This window comes from Streptomyces sp. UG1, from assembly GCF_049974585.1.
In the GTDB taxonomy this organism is placed as follows: Bacteria; Actinomycetota; Actinomycetes; order Streptomycetales; family Streptomycetaceae; genus Streptomyces.
This window is the reverse complement of record NZ_JBNGGG010000017.1, coordinates 127099-143947: the sequence shown is the minus strand read 5'-3', so window position 1 is coordinate 143947 and position 16849 is coordinate 127099. Positions and strand designations below refer to the sequence as shown.

Here is a 16849-nt window from a genome sequence, read left to right as displayed (position 1 = left end):
GTCACGAAGTTCCGAAGTGGGTACCTCCATGTCTGAAACGGCCGCAAAGGCTACCGGCAGCGCCCTCGGCGCCGTCGATCCCAACCGCTGGAAAGCCCTCGCGTTCATCGCGATAGCCCAGCTCATGGTCGTCCTCGACGCGACCATCGTGAACATCGCCCTGCCCTCCGCCCAGCAGGACCTGGGCATCTCCGACGGCAACCGGCAGTGGGTCGTCACGGCCTACGCCCTCGCCTTCGGCGGTCTGCTGCTGTTCGGCGGCCGGATCGCCGACCTCTGGGGCCGCAAGCGGGCCTTCGTCATCGGCCTGGGCGGCTTCGCCGCCGCCTCCGCGCTGGGCGGCGCGGCCACCAACGAGGCCATGATGTTCGGCGCCCGCGCCCTGCAGGGTGCGTTCGGCGCGCTGCTCGCCCCGGCCGCGCTCTCGTTGCTCGCGGTGATGTTCACCGACGCCAAGGAACGCGCCAAGGCGTTCGGCATCTACGGCGCCATCGCCGGTGGTGGCGGTGCTGTCGGTCTGATCCTCGGCGGATTCCTCACCGAGTACCTGGACTGGCGCTGGACGTTCTTCGTCAACATCCCGTTCGCCGTGCTCGCCGCGGCCGGCGCCTACTTCGTCATCCGTGAGCCCGAGGGCGGCCGCAACCGCTCCCCGCTCGACATCCCCGGCGTCATCCTGTCCACCCTGGGCCTGGTCGCGCTGGTCTACGGCTTCACCCGCGCCGAGTCCGACGGCTGGGGCGACTCGCTGACCGTCGGCATGTTCGTCGCCTCCGGCGTGCTGCTGCTGGCCTTCGTCGTCGTCGAGTCGAAGGTCAAGGCCCCGCTGCTGCCGCTGCGCGTGGTCACCGAGCGCAACCGCGGCGGTGTCTACCTCTCCCTCGGCCTCGCGATCATCGCGATGTTCGGCCTGTTCCTGTTCCTCACCTACTACCTGCAGATCGTCAAGGGCTACTCGCCGGTGAAGACCGGCTTCGCCTTCCTGCCGATGATCGCGGGCATGATCACCGGGTCCACCCAGATCGGCACCCGGCTGATGACCCGGGTCGCGCCGCGGCTGCTGATGGGCCCCGGCTTCCTGGTCGCCGCGCTCGGCATGCTGCTGCTGACCCAGCTCGAGATCGGCTCCTCGTACGCCGCGCTCCTGCTGCCCGCGATGCTGCTGCTCGGCCTCGGCATGGGTACCGCGTTCATGCCGGCCATGTCCCTGTCCACGCAGGGCGTCAAGCCGCAGGACGCCGGTGTCGCCTCCGCGATGGTCAACACCTCGCAGCAGGTGGGCGGCGCGATCGGCACGGCCCTGCTGAACACGATCGCCGCCTCGGCGACCACGTCCTACATCGCCGACCACATCGGCGGTGCGAGCAGCCGGACCCAGCAGCAGCTGGTCCAGCTGGAGGGCATGGTGCAGGGCTACACCAGCGCCATCTGGTTCGCCGTCGGCATCCTGGTGGTGGCCGCGGCCATCGCCCTGACCTTCGTCAACGCCGGCCGCCCGGGCTCCGCGACGGTGGCGTCCTCCGAGCAGGGCGCCGAGGACGAGGTGCCGGTGCCGGTCGTCGCGCACTGAGCCTGGCGACGACCGTCCGGTCACACCCCTTCGGGACCAGGCGTACGCACGGGGATGGGGACGCTCCGTACGTACGGCCTTGAAGGACCTGCCCCGGTTCGCCGGCCCGAGCGGTTCAGCGCAGCCAGGGCAGGTCCGCACCCGCTTCCGTCGGCTGCAGGCCCTCGGCGATGATCCGCATGATCTCGCCGAGGGCCTGCTGCTGTTCCTCGGTGAGCCGGTCGAACATCGCCTGGCGCACGGTCTCCACATGGCCCGGCGCGGTCTCGCGCAGCACCTGGTAGCCCGCGTCGGTGAGCACCGCGAGCTGGCCCCGCTTGTCGTCGGGGCAGTCCTCGCGCCGCACCCAGCCGTTCTTCTCCAGCCGGGCGACGGCGTGCGAGAGGCGGGAGCGGGTGATCTTCGCGTACATCGCGAGCTCGGTCATGCGCAGGCGGCGGCGCGGGGACTCGGCGAGCTTGACCAGGAGGCCGTAGTAGATGTGCGGCATACCCGCGTCACGCTGGAGCTGGCGGTCCAGGTGATCCTCGAGCAGGGTGACCGCGTCAAGGTAGGTGCGCCACACACGCTGCTGATCGTCGGTGAGCCAGCGCGGTTCCTGTCCGGGTGTGGATGCGGGTGGCGCGGAAGTCGATGCCGTATTCATGTACTCCACTGTACGAGAGGTCTCCTTGAATTTTTAATTACTGCGACGTACGGTTTTCCCACAAGGAAGCTTAAGATTTAAAGCAAATGAGACCCCGGGTCTCCGGAGGGAGCCGTCGCCATGTCCGCCGCCACGCAGGAGCGCATGCCCGCTCTCTACCTCAGCCACGGCGCCCCGCCGCTCGCGGACGACCCGGTCTGGCCCGGCGAGCTCGCCGCCTGGTCCGCCGGCCTGCCACGCCCTAAGGCGATCCTCATGGTCTCCGCCCACTGGGAGGAGGCCCCGCTCGCCATCGGTGCCACCACGACCGTTCCTCTCGTCTACGACTTCTGGGGATTCCCCGAGCACTACTACCAGGTCACCTATACGGCTCCCGGCGCCCCGAAGCTCGCCGAGTCCGTACGGAAGCTGCTGCGCGCCCCGGGCACACCGGTGCAGGACATCCCGGACCGCGGCCTCGACCACGGCGCCTACGTCCCGCTCGTCGAGATGTACCCCGACGCCGACATCCCTGTCCTGCAGATCTCCATGCCCACCCTCGACCCGGTGCGGCTGATGGAGATCGGCCGCAAGCTGGCGCCGCTGCGCGACGAGGGCGTGCTGATCGTCGGCTCCGGCTTCTTCACCCACAACCTGGCCGCGCTGCGGCAGGGCGGAATACCCGCCTGGTCCGTGGAGTTCGACGACTGGGGCCGCCGGTCGCTGGAGAACCGCGACTGGGACGCCCTGCTGGACTTCCTCGACAAGTCCCCGGCCGGCCGCTACGCCCACCCGCGCACCGAGCACTTCGCCCCGCTGTTCGTGACGATGGGCGCGGCGGAGGCGGCCGGCGAGCTGGATGCCCAGCGGTCCGTGATCGACGGGTTCTGGATGGGGCTGGCGAAGCGCTCGGTCCAGTTCGGCTGAGCCGGCCGGGCCTCACAGCTCCTTCTCGTACCAGGCCACGTCCCAGTAGCGGCCGAACTTGCGGCCCACCTCCCGGTACGTGCCGACGTACCGGAAGCCGAACCGCTCGTGCAGCCGCGTGGACGCCTCGTTCGGCTGGGCGATGCCGGCGTAGGCGCGGTGCACGTCCTCCTCGGCCAGGGCCTCGAACAGGGCCTTGTAGAGGAGGGTGCCGATGCCCCGGCGCCCGGCGTCCGGAGCGAGATAGACCGTGACCTCCACGGAGGTCTCGTAGGCGGGCTTCGGCCGGAAGGCGCTGGATGTGGCGTAGCCGAGAATCCGCTGTGAGCCGCGCCCCGGACCAACCTCCGCGGCAACCATCAGGCGGTGCGGGCCGTCTTCAGGGTGGGAGAGCAGCCAAGGGCGGCGCTCTTCCGGCGTGAAGACCGCGGTATCGAATGTGATGGGCGTCTCACGTACATAGTGGTTGTAGATGTCGGTGAGGGCCTCGAGGTCGCCCTCGACTCCCGGTCTGACCTGCACCTCTGTACGTTCCGACGGCATCGGTCCTCCTCGTGTGGCCGGACAGGGTACTGCAAGATCAGAAAAATAGGGGGTCGGCTTGGGAATTCTGTCCTGATTCCAGTCGTTGTTTCCATCGAACGGCGGGCACTCGAGAAGAGTCCCAAGCGTTCACGAACCACCCGCCCGCCCCACATCGCAAGGGAGCACGCATGGCAACCCGTGCCGTCGCCCGTCGTCAGTCCGCCACCGGCGAGACCGCCGGCGCGGCAAGCAGTGTTCGCGCCCATGGCGGCGAGATCGCGGACCGCGACCTGGTCGGCATGTACCTCGACGAGATCGCGCGCACGCCGCTTCTCGACGCAGCCAAAGAGGTCGAGCTGTCGCAGATCATCGAGGCGGGCGTGTTCGCAAGGCAGGTCCTCGACGGTTACGAGGAGTCCCGGGCGGACGCCACCCGTGAGGAACTCGAGGCGCTCGTCGCCGACGCCGAGCGGGCCAAGGACATCTTCATCCGCTCCAACCTCCGTCTGGTCGTCGCGGTGGCCCGCCGCTACCCGCGCAGCGGCCTGCCCCTGCTCGACCTGATCCAGGAGGGCAACGCGGGCCTGGTGCGCGCGGTGGAGAAGTTCGACTACCGCAAGGGCTTCAAGTTCTCCACGTACGCCACTTGGTGGATCCGCCAGGCCATCACCCGCTCGATCGCCGACCAGTCCCGCACCATCCGGCTGCCCGTCCACCTGGTGGAGGAGCTGGGCCGGATCCGCCGCGTCCAGCGCGAGTTCAACCGCGAGCACGGCCGTGACCCCGAGCACGCCGAGATCGCCGCCGAACTCGGCTCGACCCCCGAGCGCGTCGCGGACGTCCTGGACTGGGCCCGCGACCCGGTGTCCCTCAACATGTCGGTGGACGACGAGGGCGAGACCCAGTTCGGCGACCTGCTGGAGGACACCTCGGCGGTCTCCCCCGAGCAGTCCGTCCTCACCCTCCTGCGCAGCGAGGAACTGGACGGCCTGATCGGCCGCCTGGACCAGCGCACGGCGTCCATCATCAAGATGCGCTACGGCATCGAGGACGGCCGGGAACGCACCCTGACCGAGGTCGGCAAGGAGCACGGCCTGACCCGCGAACGCATCCGCCAGATCGAGAAGCACGCCCTGCTGGAACTGAAGAAGCTGGCGCGCAGCACCGGCTTCGACGCGGCCGCGTAACCCCTCCGCCCTCCGGGGCGGGGGCGTACGCCGGGTGGCCAAAGACCGCGCAAACATGGCGATGTTACGCCGCTTCAACCCAAGAGCCACCGGGAACAAGACCTGCGGGCAGGGGAGTTGGCCTCCCGTGTCCGTCCCACCCACCACCGGACCAAGTCCCGACGCACTCCCCCCGGCGCCGGGACTTCCCCGAGCCGGGCTTCGGCGCCCATCCCCCCTGGGTGCCGAAGCCCGGCTCCTTTCGCACGCCAGAACGGGCGGGTCACCCCGTACCTGAACCACGGGGTGACCCGCCCGACCGGCAGATTGTGCCACATGGCCCGGGCCTGGATATGGCACGCACCCGCAGCCGCGTACGGCGGCAAGGGGCCGTGCCGGGGGGTGTCCGCCCGCAGCGGCGGGCGTCAACGCAGGCATCCCCGGCTCAACCGCCAGAGGCCCCCGACCGCGACAACCGCCCACCCAACTCCCGCACACACCACACCAGTTCCCCCGGCGCCTCCACCACGAACTCGCACCCCACCATCGCCAACCGCACGGCCAGCCACTCCACCGGCTCACTCGCGGCCGCCCGCACCCGGCAACGCCCCTCGCCCAGCGCCTCCGGCACCCCCAGCCACCGAGGCAACCGCGCACTCACCACATCGGCCTCCGCGGCGAACGTGACCACGAACTCGTACGTCTCCTGCCGCGGCCGGATCGACTGCCGCAGATACTCCGCGGCACTCCCCGTGGGCAACTCCCGCGGAGCGAACCGCGCCCCGGTCGCAAAGGGCTCGCTCACCCGGTCGACCCGGAACGTACGCCAGTCGCCCCGATCGAGGTCGTAGGCGACGAGATACCAGCGCCGTCCCGTCGACACCAGCCGATGCGGCTCGGTCAGGCGTCGCGACTGAGTCCCGTCCTTCGCCCGGTACGCGAACCGCAACCGCTCCCGCCCCGCCACGGTCGACGCCATCACGGTCAGCGTCTCGGGCGCGATACTCGCCCCGTCCCCGCTGGTCAACGGCGTGGTCGCGGCCTGGAGCGTGCTCACCCGATGCCGTAGCCGCGACGGCAGCACCTGCTCCAGTTTGGCCAGCGCCCGAACCGACGCCTCGTCGATGCCCTCGACCGCGTGCCCCGCGCCGGCCCGCAGCCCGACCGCGATCGCCACGGCCTCCTCGTCGTCCAGCACCAGCGGCGGCATCGCCTTGCCCGCGACGAGCCGGTACCCCCCGTCGGCGCCCTTGGTCGCCTGCACGGGGTATCCCAGTTCCCGCAACCGCTCGACGTCCCGCCGAACCGTGCGCCGGGAGACCCCGAGCCGATCGGCGAGCTCGCCGCCGGGCCATTCGCGGGGTGTCTGAAGAAGCGAGAGAAGCGTCAGCAGCCGTGCCGGAGTATCCGTCGTCATGAATCCGAGCATGCCGCAGAACTAGGACATGATCTGACCTATTGCTGCCATAGCTTCAAGCCATGACCTCAGCCGAGACAGTCCCCAGCCCCACCCCCGGCCCCACCGCCCGAACGGCGCCCGAGCCCGCCCCGGGCGACCGCCGCCGCTGGTTCGCCCTGGCCATCGTGATGACCGCGGCCTTCATGGACCTCGTGGACGTCACGATCGTCAACATCGCCATCCCGTCGATCCAGCGCGAGGCCGGCGCGACCTTCAGCCAGATCCAGTGGATCACCGCCGGTTACGCGCTCGCCTTCGCCGCGGGCCTGATCACCGGTGGACGACTCGGCGACATACACGGCCGCAAGCGGCTGTTCCTCATCGGCATCGGCGGCTTCACCCTCGCCTCCGCCCTGTGCGGCTTCGCCGCGAACCCCGAGATGCTGGTCGCCTCCCGCATCCTGCAGGGCGCGACGGCGGCGCTGATGGTCCCGCAGGTGCTGTCGATCGTGCACGCCACGTTCCCGGCCCACGAACGCGGCAAGGTCTTCGGCCTGTTCGGCGCGGTGGTGGGGCTCGGCGCGGTCACCGGCCCGCTGCTCGGCGCGCTCCTGACGGAGTGGAACCTCTTCGGCCTCCAATGGCGCCCGATCTTCCTGATCAACCTCCCCGTGGGCATCGCGGGCCTGCTCCTCGGCAGCCGCTACATCACCGAGTCCAAGGCGCCGCGGGCGCTGAAACTGGACCTGGTCGGCGTCGCGCTGGTCACCCTCGGCCTGCTGATGCTGCTCTACCCGCTGACCCGCGGCCGTGAGCTGGGCTGGCCGCTGTGGGGGTACGGGTCGATGGCGGGCGCGCTCGTCGTCCTCGGGGCGCTGGTGGCGTACGAGAGGCGCAAGGCCACCCGCGACGGCTCCCCCCTGATCGAGCTTCCCCTGTTCAAGGTGAAGAGCTTCGCGGCCGGCATCGCCGTACAGACCGTCTTCGGTGTGGCGCTCGGCATCTTCTTCCTGGTCTGGACGCTGTACATGCAGTTCGGCCTGGGCTGGCGCCCGTTGAAGGCCGGTCTGACCGGCATCCCGTTCTCGATCGCCGTCTCGACGGCGGCCGGCCTGTCCGTGCAGAAGCTGGTCCCGCGCTTCGGCCGAGGGGTGCTCCAGGCGGGCGCGCTGGTGATGGCGTTGGGCGTCCTGATCTACCTGTGGGAGGCGGGCCGCTACGGTCTGACCATCGAGCCGTGGCAGATGGCCCTGCCCCTGGTCGTGATGGGCGTCGGCATGGGTCTGATCGTGGCCCCGCTGACGGACGCGATCCTCTCCGAGGTGCCGCGCGAGCACGCCGGTTCCGCGTCGGGCCTGATCAACACCGTCCAGCAGATGGGCAACGCCCTCGGCCTCGGCCTGGTCTCGGTGGTGTTCTTCGGCTCGATCGCCGATCATCTGCGGCCGGAGCAGGTGGGCCCCGCTTTCGTGGACGCCTTCCAGAACGCGCTGGGCTGGGTGGCCGCGGTGATGTGCGTCATCTTCCTGCTGATGTTCGCGCTGCCGAAACGGCCCGCGCAGCACGTGGAGGGGGCCGCGCCGGAGACCGGGACCGCTGTGCGGGAGGAGGAGAAGGAGCCCGCGCTCGTGTCCTGAGCCGGCACCGGAACGGGCCCGGACCCTGGATCACCAGGGCCACCGGGCCCTTTCTCATGGGCCGAGACGCCCGTTCATGCCCACATTGAATCTCGATCATGCCCGATTGAGCCCGAACCTGTTTACTTTCCGGAAATCCGGGCGTAGCCTCCTGGCGAAACCACAAGTTCGGGCACAGTTCGGAGGTGAACGGACATGTACGCACCGGAGCGGCAGCAGGAGATCCTCCGGCTCGCCCGTGACGGCGGCCGAGTGGACGTCCTGTCGCTGGCCGAGGAGTTCCAGGTGACGGCGGAGACGATCCGCCGGGACCTGAAGGCCCTCGACCGCGCCGGGCTCGTGCGCCGGGTGCACGGCGGTGCGATCCCGGTCGGGCGCCTGGACTTCGAGCCGGACCTCACCGAGCGGGAGTCGACGGCGGCCGACGAGAAGGACCGGATCGCCAAGGCGGCCCTCGCCGAGCTGCCCACCGAGGGCACGATGATCCTCGACGCCGGTACGACGGTGGCCCGCCTCGCCGGCGCGCTGCCGCTGGAGGCGTCCCTCACCGTCGTCACCCACAGCCTGCCCATCGCGGCCCGCCTCGCGGACCACCCCGGCATCCAGCTCCATCTGATCGGGGGGCGGGTACGGCACCGTACGCGCGCCGCCGTGGACGCCTGGGCGCTGCGCGCGTACGGCGAGATCCGCGCCGACGTGCTGTTCGTCGCGGCCAACGGCTTCTCCGCCGAGCACGGTCTGACCACCCCCGACCTCGCCGAGGCCGCGGTCAAGCGCGCGGCCGTGGCCGCGGCCCGCCGCGTGGTGCTGCTCGCCGACTCCACCAAGCACGGCCAGGAGCACTTCGCCCGCTTCGGCGACCTGAGCGATGTGGACCTGCTGATCACCGACAGCGGGCTGAGCCCCGAAGACGCCACCGCCCTGGAGCGCGGCGGCATGGAAGTAGTGCGCGCATGATCCTCACCGTCACCCCGAACCCGTCCCTGGACCGCACCTACGAGGTGCCCTCCCTCGACCGCGGCGAGGTCATCCGCGCCACCGGCGAGCGCATGGACCCGGGCGGCAAGGGCGTGAACGTCTCGCGCGCGGTGACGGCCGCCGGACAGCGCACGGTCGCGGTCCTGCCCCTGGGCGGCGCGCCCGGCGCGCTCGTCGCCGACCTGCTCGACGCGCAGGGCATCGAGGTGGCGCCGGTACCGGTCGCCGGGGCCACCCGCTCCAACATCGCGCTCGCGGAGTCGGACGGGGTTCTGACGAAGATCAACGCGCCCGGGCCCGAGCTGACCGCGGCCGAGCAGGAACTGCTCCTGGAGACCGTGCGCGAGCAGTCGCACGACGCGGACTGGATCGCCTGCTGCGGCAGCCTGCCGCGCGGGCTGGCCCCCTCCTGGTACGCCGACGTGGTGGCGCGGGCGCACGCGGGCGGCGCGCGGATCGCGCTGGACACCTCCGGACGCGCCCTCCTCGAAGCCCTGCGCGCCCGCCCCGACGTGGTGAAGCCGAACGCCGAGGAGCTCGCGGAAGCGGTCGGGCGCCCCCTGGCCACCGTGGGCGACGCGGTGAAGGCGGCCGAGGAGTTGCGCGCGATGGGCGCCCGCGCCGTGCTCGCGAGCCTGGGCGCCGACGGGCAGCTCCTCGTGGACGACGCGGGCGCCTGGTTCGGCAGCGCCCGCGTGGACGCCGTACGCAGCAATGTCGGCGCCGGGGACTCCTCCCTCGCCGGCTTCCTGATCGCCGGGGGCAGCGGGCCCGAGGCGCTGGCCTCCGCCGTCGCCCACGGCGCGGCGGCCGTACAGCTCCCCGGCAGTGTGATGCCCTCGCCGGCCGAGCTGGACCTGGCGGCGGTGACGGTCACGGCCGAGGTGCCGGTGGATCGCGTACTGAAGGAGCCGGCTTCATGAGGAATGTCGCGGTTGTCACAGTTCTTGCCGATCGGCTCGTCGAGCGGCGAAGCTCGCTGTTACTCACGACCACAGGCGGACGGCAGGGCCTCCTGAGCCGCTCTGCCGCCCGGAGGAGGCGGGATTTCCCCGACCCCGCCTCCTCCACCCCCACCCCCCACAGCAGTCCCGCCACCCCCCATGGCACCCCCGTCCCCTTCACCGCCCACCAGACTCCCCGGGCGATACGCGTGCGAAGGAGCCCGCGATGAGCGACATGATCACCGCGGACCTGGTCGATCTCGACCTGTCCGCCGACACCAAGGATGCGGCGGCGCGCGCCCTCGCCGAGCGCATGGTGGCCCTGGGCCGGGTGACCGACCTGGACGGCTTCCTCGCCGACGTGGCCGCCCGCGAGGCACAGATGCCGACCGGCCTCGACGGCGGCATCGGCATCCCGCACTGCCGCAGCGAGCACGTCACCGAGCCGACGCTCGCCTTCGGGCGCAGCGCCGCGGGCATCGACTTCGGCGCGGCGGACGGCCCCGCCGACCTGATCTTCCTGATCGCGGCCCCGGCGGGCGCGGACGACGCCCATCTGACGATCCTGTCGTCACTGGCCAGGCAGCTCATGAACGCCGAGTTCACCGACGCGCTGCGCTCGGCGGGCGACGCGGCGTCGGCGGCGGCGCTGATCCGGGGCGAGGAGCCCCCGGCCGCCGCCTCGGAAGAACCCGCAGACTCCGTGGCGTCGTCGGTGGCGGCCTCCTCCGACGACGCCACGGGAACCACCACCGACGCCGCCGACGAGACGTCCGGCGAGCGTCCCTTCCGTATCGTCGCCGTCACCTCCTGCCCGACCGGCATCGCCCACACCTACATGGCGGCCGAGTCGCTGGAGAACGCGGGCCGTGAGGCGGGGGTCGAGGTCGTCGTCGAGACCCAGGGCTCGGCAGGCTTCACCCGGCTCGACCCGGCCGTCATCGCGGCGGCGGACGGCGTGATCTTCGCCCACGACGTGGCCGTACGGGAGAAGGACCGGTTCGCCGGGAAGCCGACCGTCGACACCGGCGTGAAGGCGGCCATCAACCGCCCCGCCGCCCTCATCACCGAGGTCCGCGAGAAGGCGGCCCGCGGCGAGGTCACCGCCGCCGCCCGCCCCGGCACCCCGGTGGAGCGCGCCGGCGAGCCCGGCGAGGGCTACGGCACCAAGCTGCGCAAGTGGCTGATGTCCGGCGTGAGCTACATGGTCCCGTTCGTCGCGGCCGGCGGTCTGCTGATCGCCCTCGGCTTCGCGATCGGCGGCTACCAGATCAACGAGGCCAAGTCGGTCACCGAGCACTTCGACTGGGGCCAGGTCGACAGCTGGGGTGCGCTGCTGTTCCAGATCGGCGCCGCGGCCTTCGGCTTCCTCGTCCCGGTCCTCGCCGGATACATCGCCTACGGCATGGCCGACCGGCCAGGACTCGTGCCCGGCTTCGTCGGCGGCGCGATCTCCGTCACGATCGGCGCGGGCTTCCTCGGCGGTCTGGTCGCCGGTCTGATCGCCGGTGGTGTGGTCCTCGGCATCCAGCGCATCAACATCCCACCGGTGCTGCGCGGCATCATGCCGGTGGTGGTGATCCCGCTGGTCTCCTCGGCGGTCGTCGGCTTCCTGATGTTCGTGGTGATCGGCAAGCCGATCTCCGAGGCGCAGAAGGGCCTGACCGACTGGCTGAACGGCCTCTCCGGCACCAACGCCATCCTGCTCGGCGTCCTGCTCGGCCTGATGATGTGCTTCGACCTCGGCGGCCCGGTCAACAAGGTGGCCTACACCTTCGCGACGGCCGGCATCTCGGTCGCGGCCCCCAGCGACTCCGCGATGAAGATCATGGCCGCCGTCATGGCCGCCGGCATGGTCCCGCCGCTGGGCATGGCCCTCGCGACCTTCGTCCGCAAGCGCCTGTTCACCACCGCCGAGCGCGAGAACGGCAAGGCCGCCGTGGTCCTGGGCGCCTCCTTCATCTCCGAGGGCGCGATCCCGTTCGCCGCGGCCGACCCGCTGCGCGTGATCCCCGCCTCCATGGCGGGCGGCGCGGTCACCGGCGCGCTCACCATGTCCTTCGGCTCGACCCTGCGCGCCCCGCACGGCGGCATCTGGGTCACCTTCCTGATCGGCAACCCGTTCCTCTACCTGCTGGCCATCGCGGTCGGTACGGCGGTCACGGCGGGCCTGGTCATCCTGCTGAAGGGCATGCGCAAGACGGCGCCCGAGGGCGCGGCGGCCGCCAAGTCCCCGGCGGTCGCGGGCGCGGAGGCCAAGCAGCCGGTGGCGGCGTAAGGCCTCCGGCGGTCACCTGCGAGAGACATCACGGTCCGGGCCATGGGGCCCGGACCGTGATGCGTGATGTCCTACGGTTACGGCACCTGCGCCGCCCGCCGCTCCATCGCATCGCGCGCCGCGTCCTCGCTGACGTACACCTCGCACATGTGCCGTCCGTCGGGCGTCGCCGTGTGCTCGACCTCCCAGAGGGAGACCTCCTCGCCGTCGCCCAGCAGGAAGGCGTGCTCGTAGAGCGCGAAGCACAGCCCGGCGCGGCCCGCACGGCACGGGCGCCCGAACGCCTGCGTGATCTGGTGCGCGCACGCCGTGGCCAGTAACGCGGCCGTTTCCCGGTCCGGCCGGTCGGCGTTCTCCGCCCGGCGCAGCAGCCGGCGCGCATGGTCCGGCGAGTCGTCCGGCACATACGCGTGCCGGGGCGTGGGTATCGGCGACAGGTGCACCGTCACCGGCAGCTCGAAGTCCGGCGCGTCCGGCGGCAGGGGCAGCCGCGCGGTCGCGGCGCGCAGCTCCTCGTCGTCGGCGTACACCTCGTGCTGCGGTTCGCGGCCGCGCGCGGTGTTGTGCACGAGCTCCCACAGCGTGAGCGCCGAGCCGTCGGCGAGCAGCCAGGTGTGCCGATACGTCTCGCGGTGCAGCCCCGCGCTGTGGTGCGCGGAGTGCAGCGAGCTGTCATGAGCCAGCGCACAGTCGAGCCGCCGTATCGCCTCGTCGGGCAGCTCGAAGGAGTTCAGGGCGCGGCCGAGGAGTCGCGCGAGGTGCTCCTCCGGAGACTCCGGCGACTCGGGTAGTTCGTACGCTGCCGTCTCGTACGGAACGCTCAAGGTTTCTCCCGGCGTTGCTGCATGTCACCTTGTGGGTGCATACCGTAGCCCCTCGGTCGGACATCATGTCCGGGAACCGAGAAAACGTACGTCCGGTAAAACGCGCGGGCCGCGCGAGAAGTTCCCGCGCGGCCCGACGAACTGTCAAGATTCCCTGCCCGTACGGTACTTCAGAGGATCAGACGGCACTCCCGGCGACCCACTGGCTCCACGCCATGTTCCAGCCGTTGAGCCCGTTGTCCGGCGTCACGGTCTTGTCGGGGGAGTTCTTGACGATCACCACGTCGCCGAGGATCGAGTTGTCGTAGAACCACTTGGAGGGCGTGTCCCCCTGCCCGCCCCGGACATCCTGCAGACCGACGCAGCCGTGGCTGGTGCCCTGTCGGCCGAAGGGCGGATTGCCCTTGTTGTACCAGTAGTTGCCGTGGATGAAGGTGCCCGACTGCGTCAGCCGCATCGCGTGCGGCACATCGGGGATGTCGTAGGCGTTGGCGAGGCCGACGGTCCTGCTGTCCATCCGCAGCTTCGTGAACTTCTCGGAGATCACCATCTGCCCGTTGTACGTGGTGAACTCCGCGCTGCCCGCCGAGATCGGCACCGACTTGACCGTCTCGCCGTCCCGCACGACCGTCATCGTCTGCGTGTTGACGTCGACCGTGGAGACCTGCGAGCGCCCCACGGTGAAGGTGACCGTCTTCTTCTGCACGCCGTAGACGCCGTTCGCGCCCTCGACACCGTCCAGGTCGATCTTCATCGTGACCTTGGAGCCGGCCTTCCAGTACTCCTCGGGCCGGAAGTCGAGCCGCTGCTCGCCGAACCAGTGCCCGACCACCTTCTGCCCGCTGCTGGAGGTGACCGTGATGTGCGACTGCACGGCCTTCTTGTCGCTGATCGCCTTGTCGAAGCTGAACGACACCGGCATCCCGACGCCGACCGTGGTGCCGCCGTCGGGCGTGTACGTCCCGATGAAGCTGTTGGCCGGGGAGACCGTGGTGAAGGTGGAGTCGGCGGCGGTGGTGCGCCCGTCCCCGTCCTTCGCGGTGGCCGATATCGCGTACTTCGTCCCCCGCTCGAGCTGTTCCTTCGGCTTCCAGTCGGTCCCGTCGGCGGACAGCGAACCGGGCACTTCCTGCCCGCTGTCCGCCACCTTCATCGTCACCTCGGTCAGCTTGCCGCCGCTGACCTTCACGCCGGTCGTGTTGATCGACGCCCCGGTCGAGCCGTCCTTCGCCGAGATCGCTATCTTCGCGGCGGACGTCCTGGCGGAGTCGCCGCCCTTGTCGCCGTTGTCGGCACTGGCGCTGCCACCGCAGGCGGTGAGCGTCAGGGCGCCGACCATCAGGGCGGCACAGGCCCCCAGTGCGCGCCGCGCTGTCATGTTCGGCGTTGTCACGAGCTGCTCCATCTTCATGCGGTCTGCGGGATCCGTTCCGTTCCACGGTGGAAGAGGCCACCGCCGCCGGACCGGGTTCCCGGCGTTCGCGGTGGATGCCATCGCGTGACAGAACCGCGACAATCGCCGCACGAGCAGACGTCCGCGCCTCAATTCGCCCGTCGCACGGAGCAGACGTCCGCGCCCCAACTCGCCCGCTCCACGGAGCAGACACCTGCCCTCAACTCGCCCGCTGCGCCTCCCCGTACAGCTCCCCGTACGACGGCCACACCCCGCCCGGCCCGTCCACCGACCCGGCCGCGCGCACGGCCCGTACGATCGCCCGCGTCACCGCGTCCGCGCCGGCCGCGAGAATGCCGTTCAGCGCCAGGGGGTTCTCGGTGTCGAGCGGGCGGTCTCCGGTGGCCAGCGCGAACACCGTGTCGCCGTCGTGGAGCAGGTGCACCGGCCGCACGGCGCGCGCGATGCCGTCGTGCGCGGTGCCGGCCAGCTTCTGCGCCTGCGCCTTCGACAACTCCGCGTCGGTGGCGACCACGGCGAGCGTGGTGTTCAGCGGGGGCGGTGCGTTCTTCGCCGTGGTCTCGGCCAGCCGCAGGCGCGCGGCCCGATGGACGTCCTCCGACGGACAGCTCACCTGCCCCTGCGACAACTCCCCGTACAGCGCCCCGGTCCCGGGCTCCACGGCCGACCCCACCGCGTTGGCCACCACCAGCGCGGCCACCGTGACCCCCGAGTCGAGCACCGTGCTCGCGGTGCCGATCCCGCCCTTGACCGGCCCCACGGTGGCTCCCGTACCGGCACCCACACAGCCCTCCGGCACCGCGGCGCCCACCTCGCTCGCCGCGGCCGCCTCGACCGCCGCCCGTCCGGTCGCCGCGTCCGGCCTGGCCCGGAAGTCGCCGCCGCGGCCGAGGTCGAAGACACAGGCGGCGGGCACCACCGGCACCACATGCGCCGGATCCTCCCCCACCCGCACCCCGCGCCGCTGTTCCTCCAGCCAGGCCATCACCCCGGACGCCGCGTCGAGCCCGTACGCGCTGCCGCCGGTCAGCACGATCGCCTCGACCTTCTGCACCAGGTTGCGCGGATCGAGCGCGTCGGTCTCCTTGGTGCCGGGCCCGCCGCCGCGCACGTCCACCGCGGCGACGGCACCGCCCTCGGGTGCCAGCACCACCGTGGTGCCGGTGAGCCAACCGTCGCCGGTACGCGTCGCGTGCCCCACCCGCAGCCCCGCGACATCTGTCAGAGCGTCAACTGTCATGGGGCCAGTCTCGTCCGGACCCGGCCGGTCAGGCGACCGGCGTTCGCGCCACCGTCTCGCGACCCCGGGCCGTCCTGCGCGCCGTCAGTGTCTCGCCGGTCGCCACCGTCAGCGCCGAGACCAGGCCGGCCGAGAGCACCGCCCACTCGCCCAGGAACGTGCAGCAGATCACCAGCAGGGCCCCGGTCGGCAGCACGAGCTGCTGGGCGATGCCCACCTTGAAGTGCCGTGAGTGCAGCGCCCAGACGGTGAGCAGATACAGCGCCGTCGGCAGGGTCACCGCCGCCGACGCGGACAGCGTCGAGATGTGCGCCTTGCCCACGGACTGCTCGACCGCCACCTCCAGACCCGCACCGATCGCGGCCGCCGAGCCGAAGACGACGTAGTGGCCGTAACCCCACAGGAACGCCTGCTTGTTGGATCTGAGATGACCGTGGATCGGCACCACGAAGTAGATCCACCACGCGGCGAAGATGATCAGCAGCCCGCCCGCGGCGATCGGCAGCAGGTCACCCAGCGCGTCCTCCTCGCCAATGCCCGTCTTCACGGCGACCGTGGCCGCCGCGATGGTCTCGCCGAGCACGATGATCGTGAACAGCCCGTACCGCTCGGCGATGTGGTGCGGGTGCCAGGCCGTGGGGTGGACCTTCTCCGCGAACACCGGCACGCACATCTCGAGGACCGCCATCACGACGAACACCGCGACCCGGGTGTCCTCGGGCAGGACCACGAGGCCCACCCACCCGATCTGGCACAGCAGCACCCCGACGGCGTACCGCAGGGCCATCCTGCGCTCCTGGCCCTGACTCGACCCGGCCACCCGCAACCACTGCGACACCAGGGCGAGCCGCATGATCACATAGCCAACCACCACCGTCCGGTACTCGTGGTCCTCGAAGGCCCGGGAGACCCCGGCCGCCAGCACCAGCACACCGGCGATCTGGATCAGGGTGACGACCCGGTAGAGCACGTCGTCGTTGTCGTAGGCCGAGGCGAACCACGTGAAGTTCATCCACGCCCACCAGATGGCGAAGAACACCATCGCGTAGTTGAGGATGCCCTCGCCCGCATGGCCCTCGGCGACCGCGTGCACCAACTGGATGCCCGCCTGGGCGATGGCCACGACGAAGCACAGGTCGAAGAAGAGCTCAAGCGGAGTGGCGGACCGGTGCGTCTCACCGCGGCCACGGGCCGTGAGCCTGCGCAGCGGGCTGCGGTGCGCGGGCGGGCGGGGAGAGTCCGGCGCGGGAGGGGAACTGGACGTCATGGGGTCAAGCACAGCAGATGGCGGGTGGATTTTCTCGAGGACCGTACCCTGGACG

Annotated in this window: 14 protein-coding genes; 7 read left to right on the top strand and 7 right to left on the bottom strand. The window is 71.0% G+C overall.

The window, feature by feature from the left end; translation table 11 throughout:
* Positions 1–28: 28 nt before the first annotated feature.
* Entirely contained in the window at positions 29–1570 is a 1542-nt protein-coding gene (locus tag ACP4J3_RS20645; protein ID WP_426536466.1) for an MFS transporter, read from the top strand.
* A 115-nt stretch (positions 1571–1685) separates the two neighbouring features.
* Here ACP4J3_RS20645 and ACP4J3_RS20640 read toward each other — a convergent pair whose 3' ends face one another.
* Positions 1686–2216, bottom strand: a complete 531-nt coding sequence (locus ACP4J3_RS20640) for a MarR family winged helix-turn-helix transcriptional regulator (protein WP_426536464.1) — start codon at positions 2214–2216, stop codon at positions 1686–1688.
* A 120-nt stretch (positions 2217–2336) separates the two neighbouring features.
* On the opposite strand from ACP4J3_RS20640, the gene ACP4J3_RS20635 reads away from it, so the two are divergent.
* A complete protein-coding gene (locus ACP4J3_RS20635) occupies positions 2337–3122 on the top strand; it encodes a dioxygenase (protein ID WP_426536462.1) in 786 nt (261 codons plus the stop codon).
* Positions 3123–3134: 12 nt separating this feature from the next.
* On the opposite strand, the gene ACP4J3_RS20630 is transcribed toward ACP4J3_RS20635, so the two are convergent.
* Complete coding sequence (locus tag ACP4J3_RS20630) at positions 3135–3665, bottom strand: N-acetyltransferase family protein (protein ID WP_426536460.1); 531 nt, start codon at positions 3663–3665, stop codon at positions 3135–3137.
* 170 nt (positions 3666–3835) lie between these two features.
* On the opposite strand from ACP4J3_RS20630, the gene ACP4J3_RS20625 reads away from it, so the two are divergent.
* Positions 3836–4834 (top strand): sigma-70 family RNA polymerase sigma factor, encoded by a 999-nt coding sequence (locus ACP4J3_RS20625; RefSeq protein ID WP_426536458.1) that lies wholly within the window; start codon positions 3836–3838, stop codon positions 4832–4834.
* A 424-nt stretch (positions 4835–5258) separates the two neighbouring features.
* Here ACP4J3_RS20625 and ACP4J3_RS20620 read toward each other — a convergent pair whose 3' ends face one another.
* Positions 5259–6230, bottom strand: coding sequence for a helix-turn-helix transcriptional regulator (locus ACP4J3_RS20620; RefSeq protein ID WP_426536456.1), 972 nt, complete (start codon positions 6228–6230; stop codon positions 5259–5261).
* Between the two features lie 62 nt (positions 6231–6292).
* On the opposite strand from ACP4J3_RS20620, the gene ACP4J3_RS20615 reads away from it, so the two are divergent.
* The 4 genes from ACP4J3_RS20615 to ACP4J3_RS20600 all read left to right on the top strand — a co-directional run bounded on the left by ACP4J3_RS20615 (position 6293) and on the right by ACP4J3_RS20600 (position 12049).
* Positions 6293–7849 carry an MFS transporter gene (locus ACP4J3_RS20615; RefSeq protein ID WP_426536454.1) on the top strand — a complete coding sequence of 519 codons (1557 nt, stop codon included), beginning with the start codon at positions 6293–6295 and terminating at the stop codon, positions 7847–7849.
* Between the two features lie 195 nt (positions 7850–8044).
* Positions 8045–8806, top strand: coding sequence for a DeoR/GlpR family DNA-binding transcription regulator (locus ACP4J3_RS20610; RefSeq protein WP_426536452.1), 762 nt, complete (start codon positions 8045–8047; stop codon positions 8804–8806).
* A complete protein-coding gene (gene pfkB / locus ACP4J3_RS20605) occupies positions 8803–9750 on the top strand; it encodes a 1-phosphofructokinase (RefSeq protein ID WP_426536450.1) in 948 nt (315 codons plus the stop codon). The genes ACP4J3_RS20610 and pfkB overlap by 4 nt, the downstream gene beginning before the upstream one ends.
* Before the next feature lie 247 nt (positions 9751–9997).
* Positions 9998–12049, top strand: a complete 2052-nt coding sequence (locus tag ACP4J3_RS20600) for a PTS fructose transporter subunit IIABC (RefSeq protein ID WP_426536448.1) — start codon at positions 9998–10000, stop codon at positions 12047–12049.
* A gap of 77 nt (positions 12050–12126) precedes the next feature.
* On the opposite strand, the gene ACP4J3_RS20595 is transcribed toward ACP4J3_RS20600, so the two are convergent.
* The 4 genes from ACP4J3_RS20595 to ACP4J3_RS20580 form a co-directional block, all read right to left on the bottom strand.
* Positions 12127–12873 (bottom strand): DUF6227 family protein, encoded by a 747-nt coding sequence (locus tag ACP4J3_RS20595; protein WP_426536446.1) that lies wholly within the window; start codon positions 12871–12873, stop codon positions 12127–12129.
* A gap of 178 nt (positions 12874–13051) precedes the next feature.
* Positions 13052–14284: a L,D-transpeptidase gene (locus ACP4J3_RS20590; protein ID WP_426536444.1), complete on the bottom strand. Its 1233-nt coding sequence runs from the start codon at positions 14282–14284 to the stop codon at positions 13052–13054.
* Positions 14285–14486: 202 nt separating this feature from the next.
* Positions 14487–15527 carry a P1 family peptidase gene (locus tag ACP4J3_RS20585; protein ID WP_426536442.1) on the bottom strand — a complete coding sequence of 347 codons (1041 nt, stop codon included), beginning with the start codon at positions 15525–15527 and terminating at the stop codon, positions 14487–14489.
* Positions 15528–15555: 28 nt separating this feature from the next.
* Complete coding sequence (locus tag ACP4J3_RS20580) at positions 15556–16794, bottom strand: low temperature requirement protein A (protein WP_426536440.1); 1239 nt, start codon at positions 16792–16794, stop codon at positions 15556–15558.
* Positions 16795–16849 lie beyond the last annotated feature (55 nt).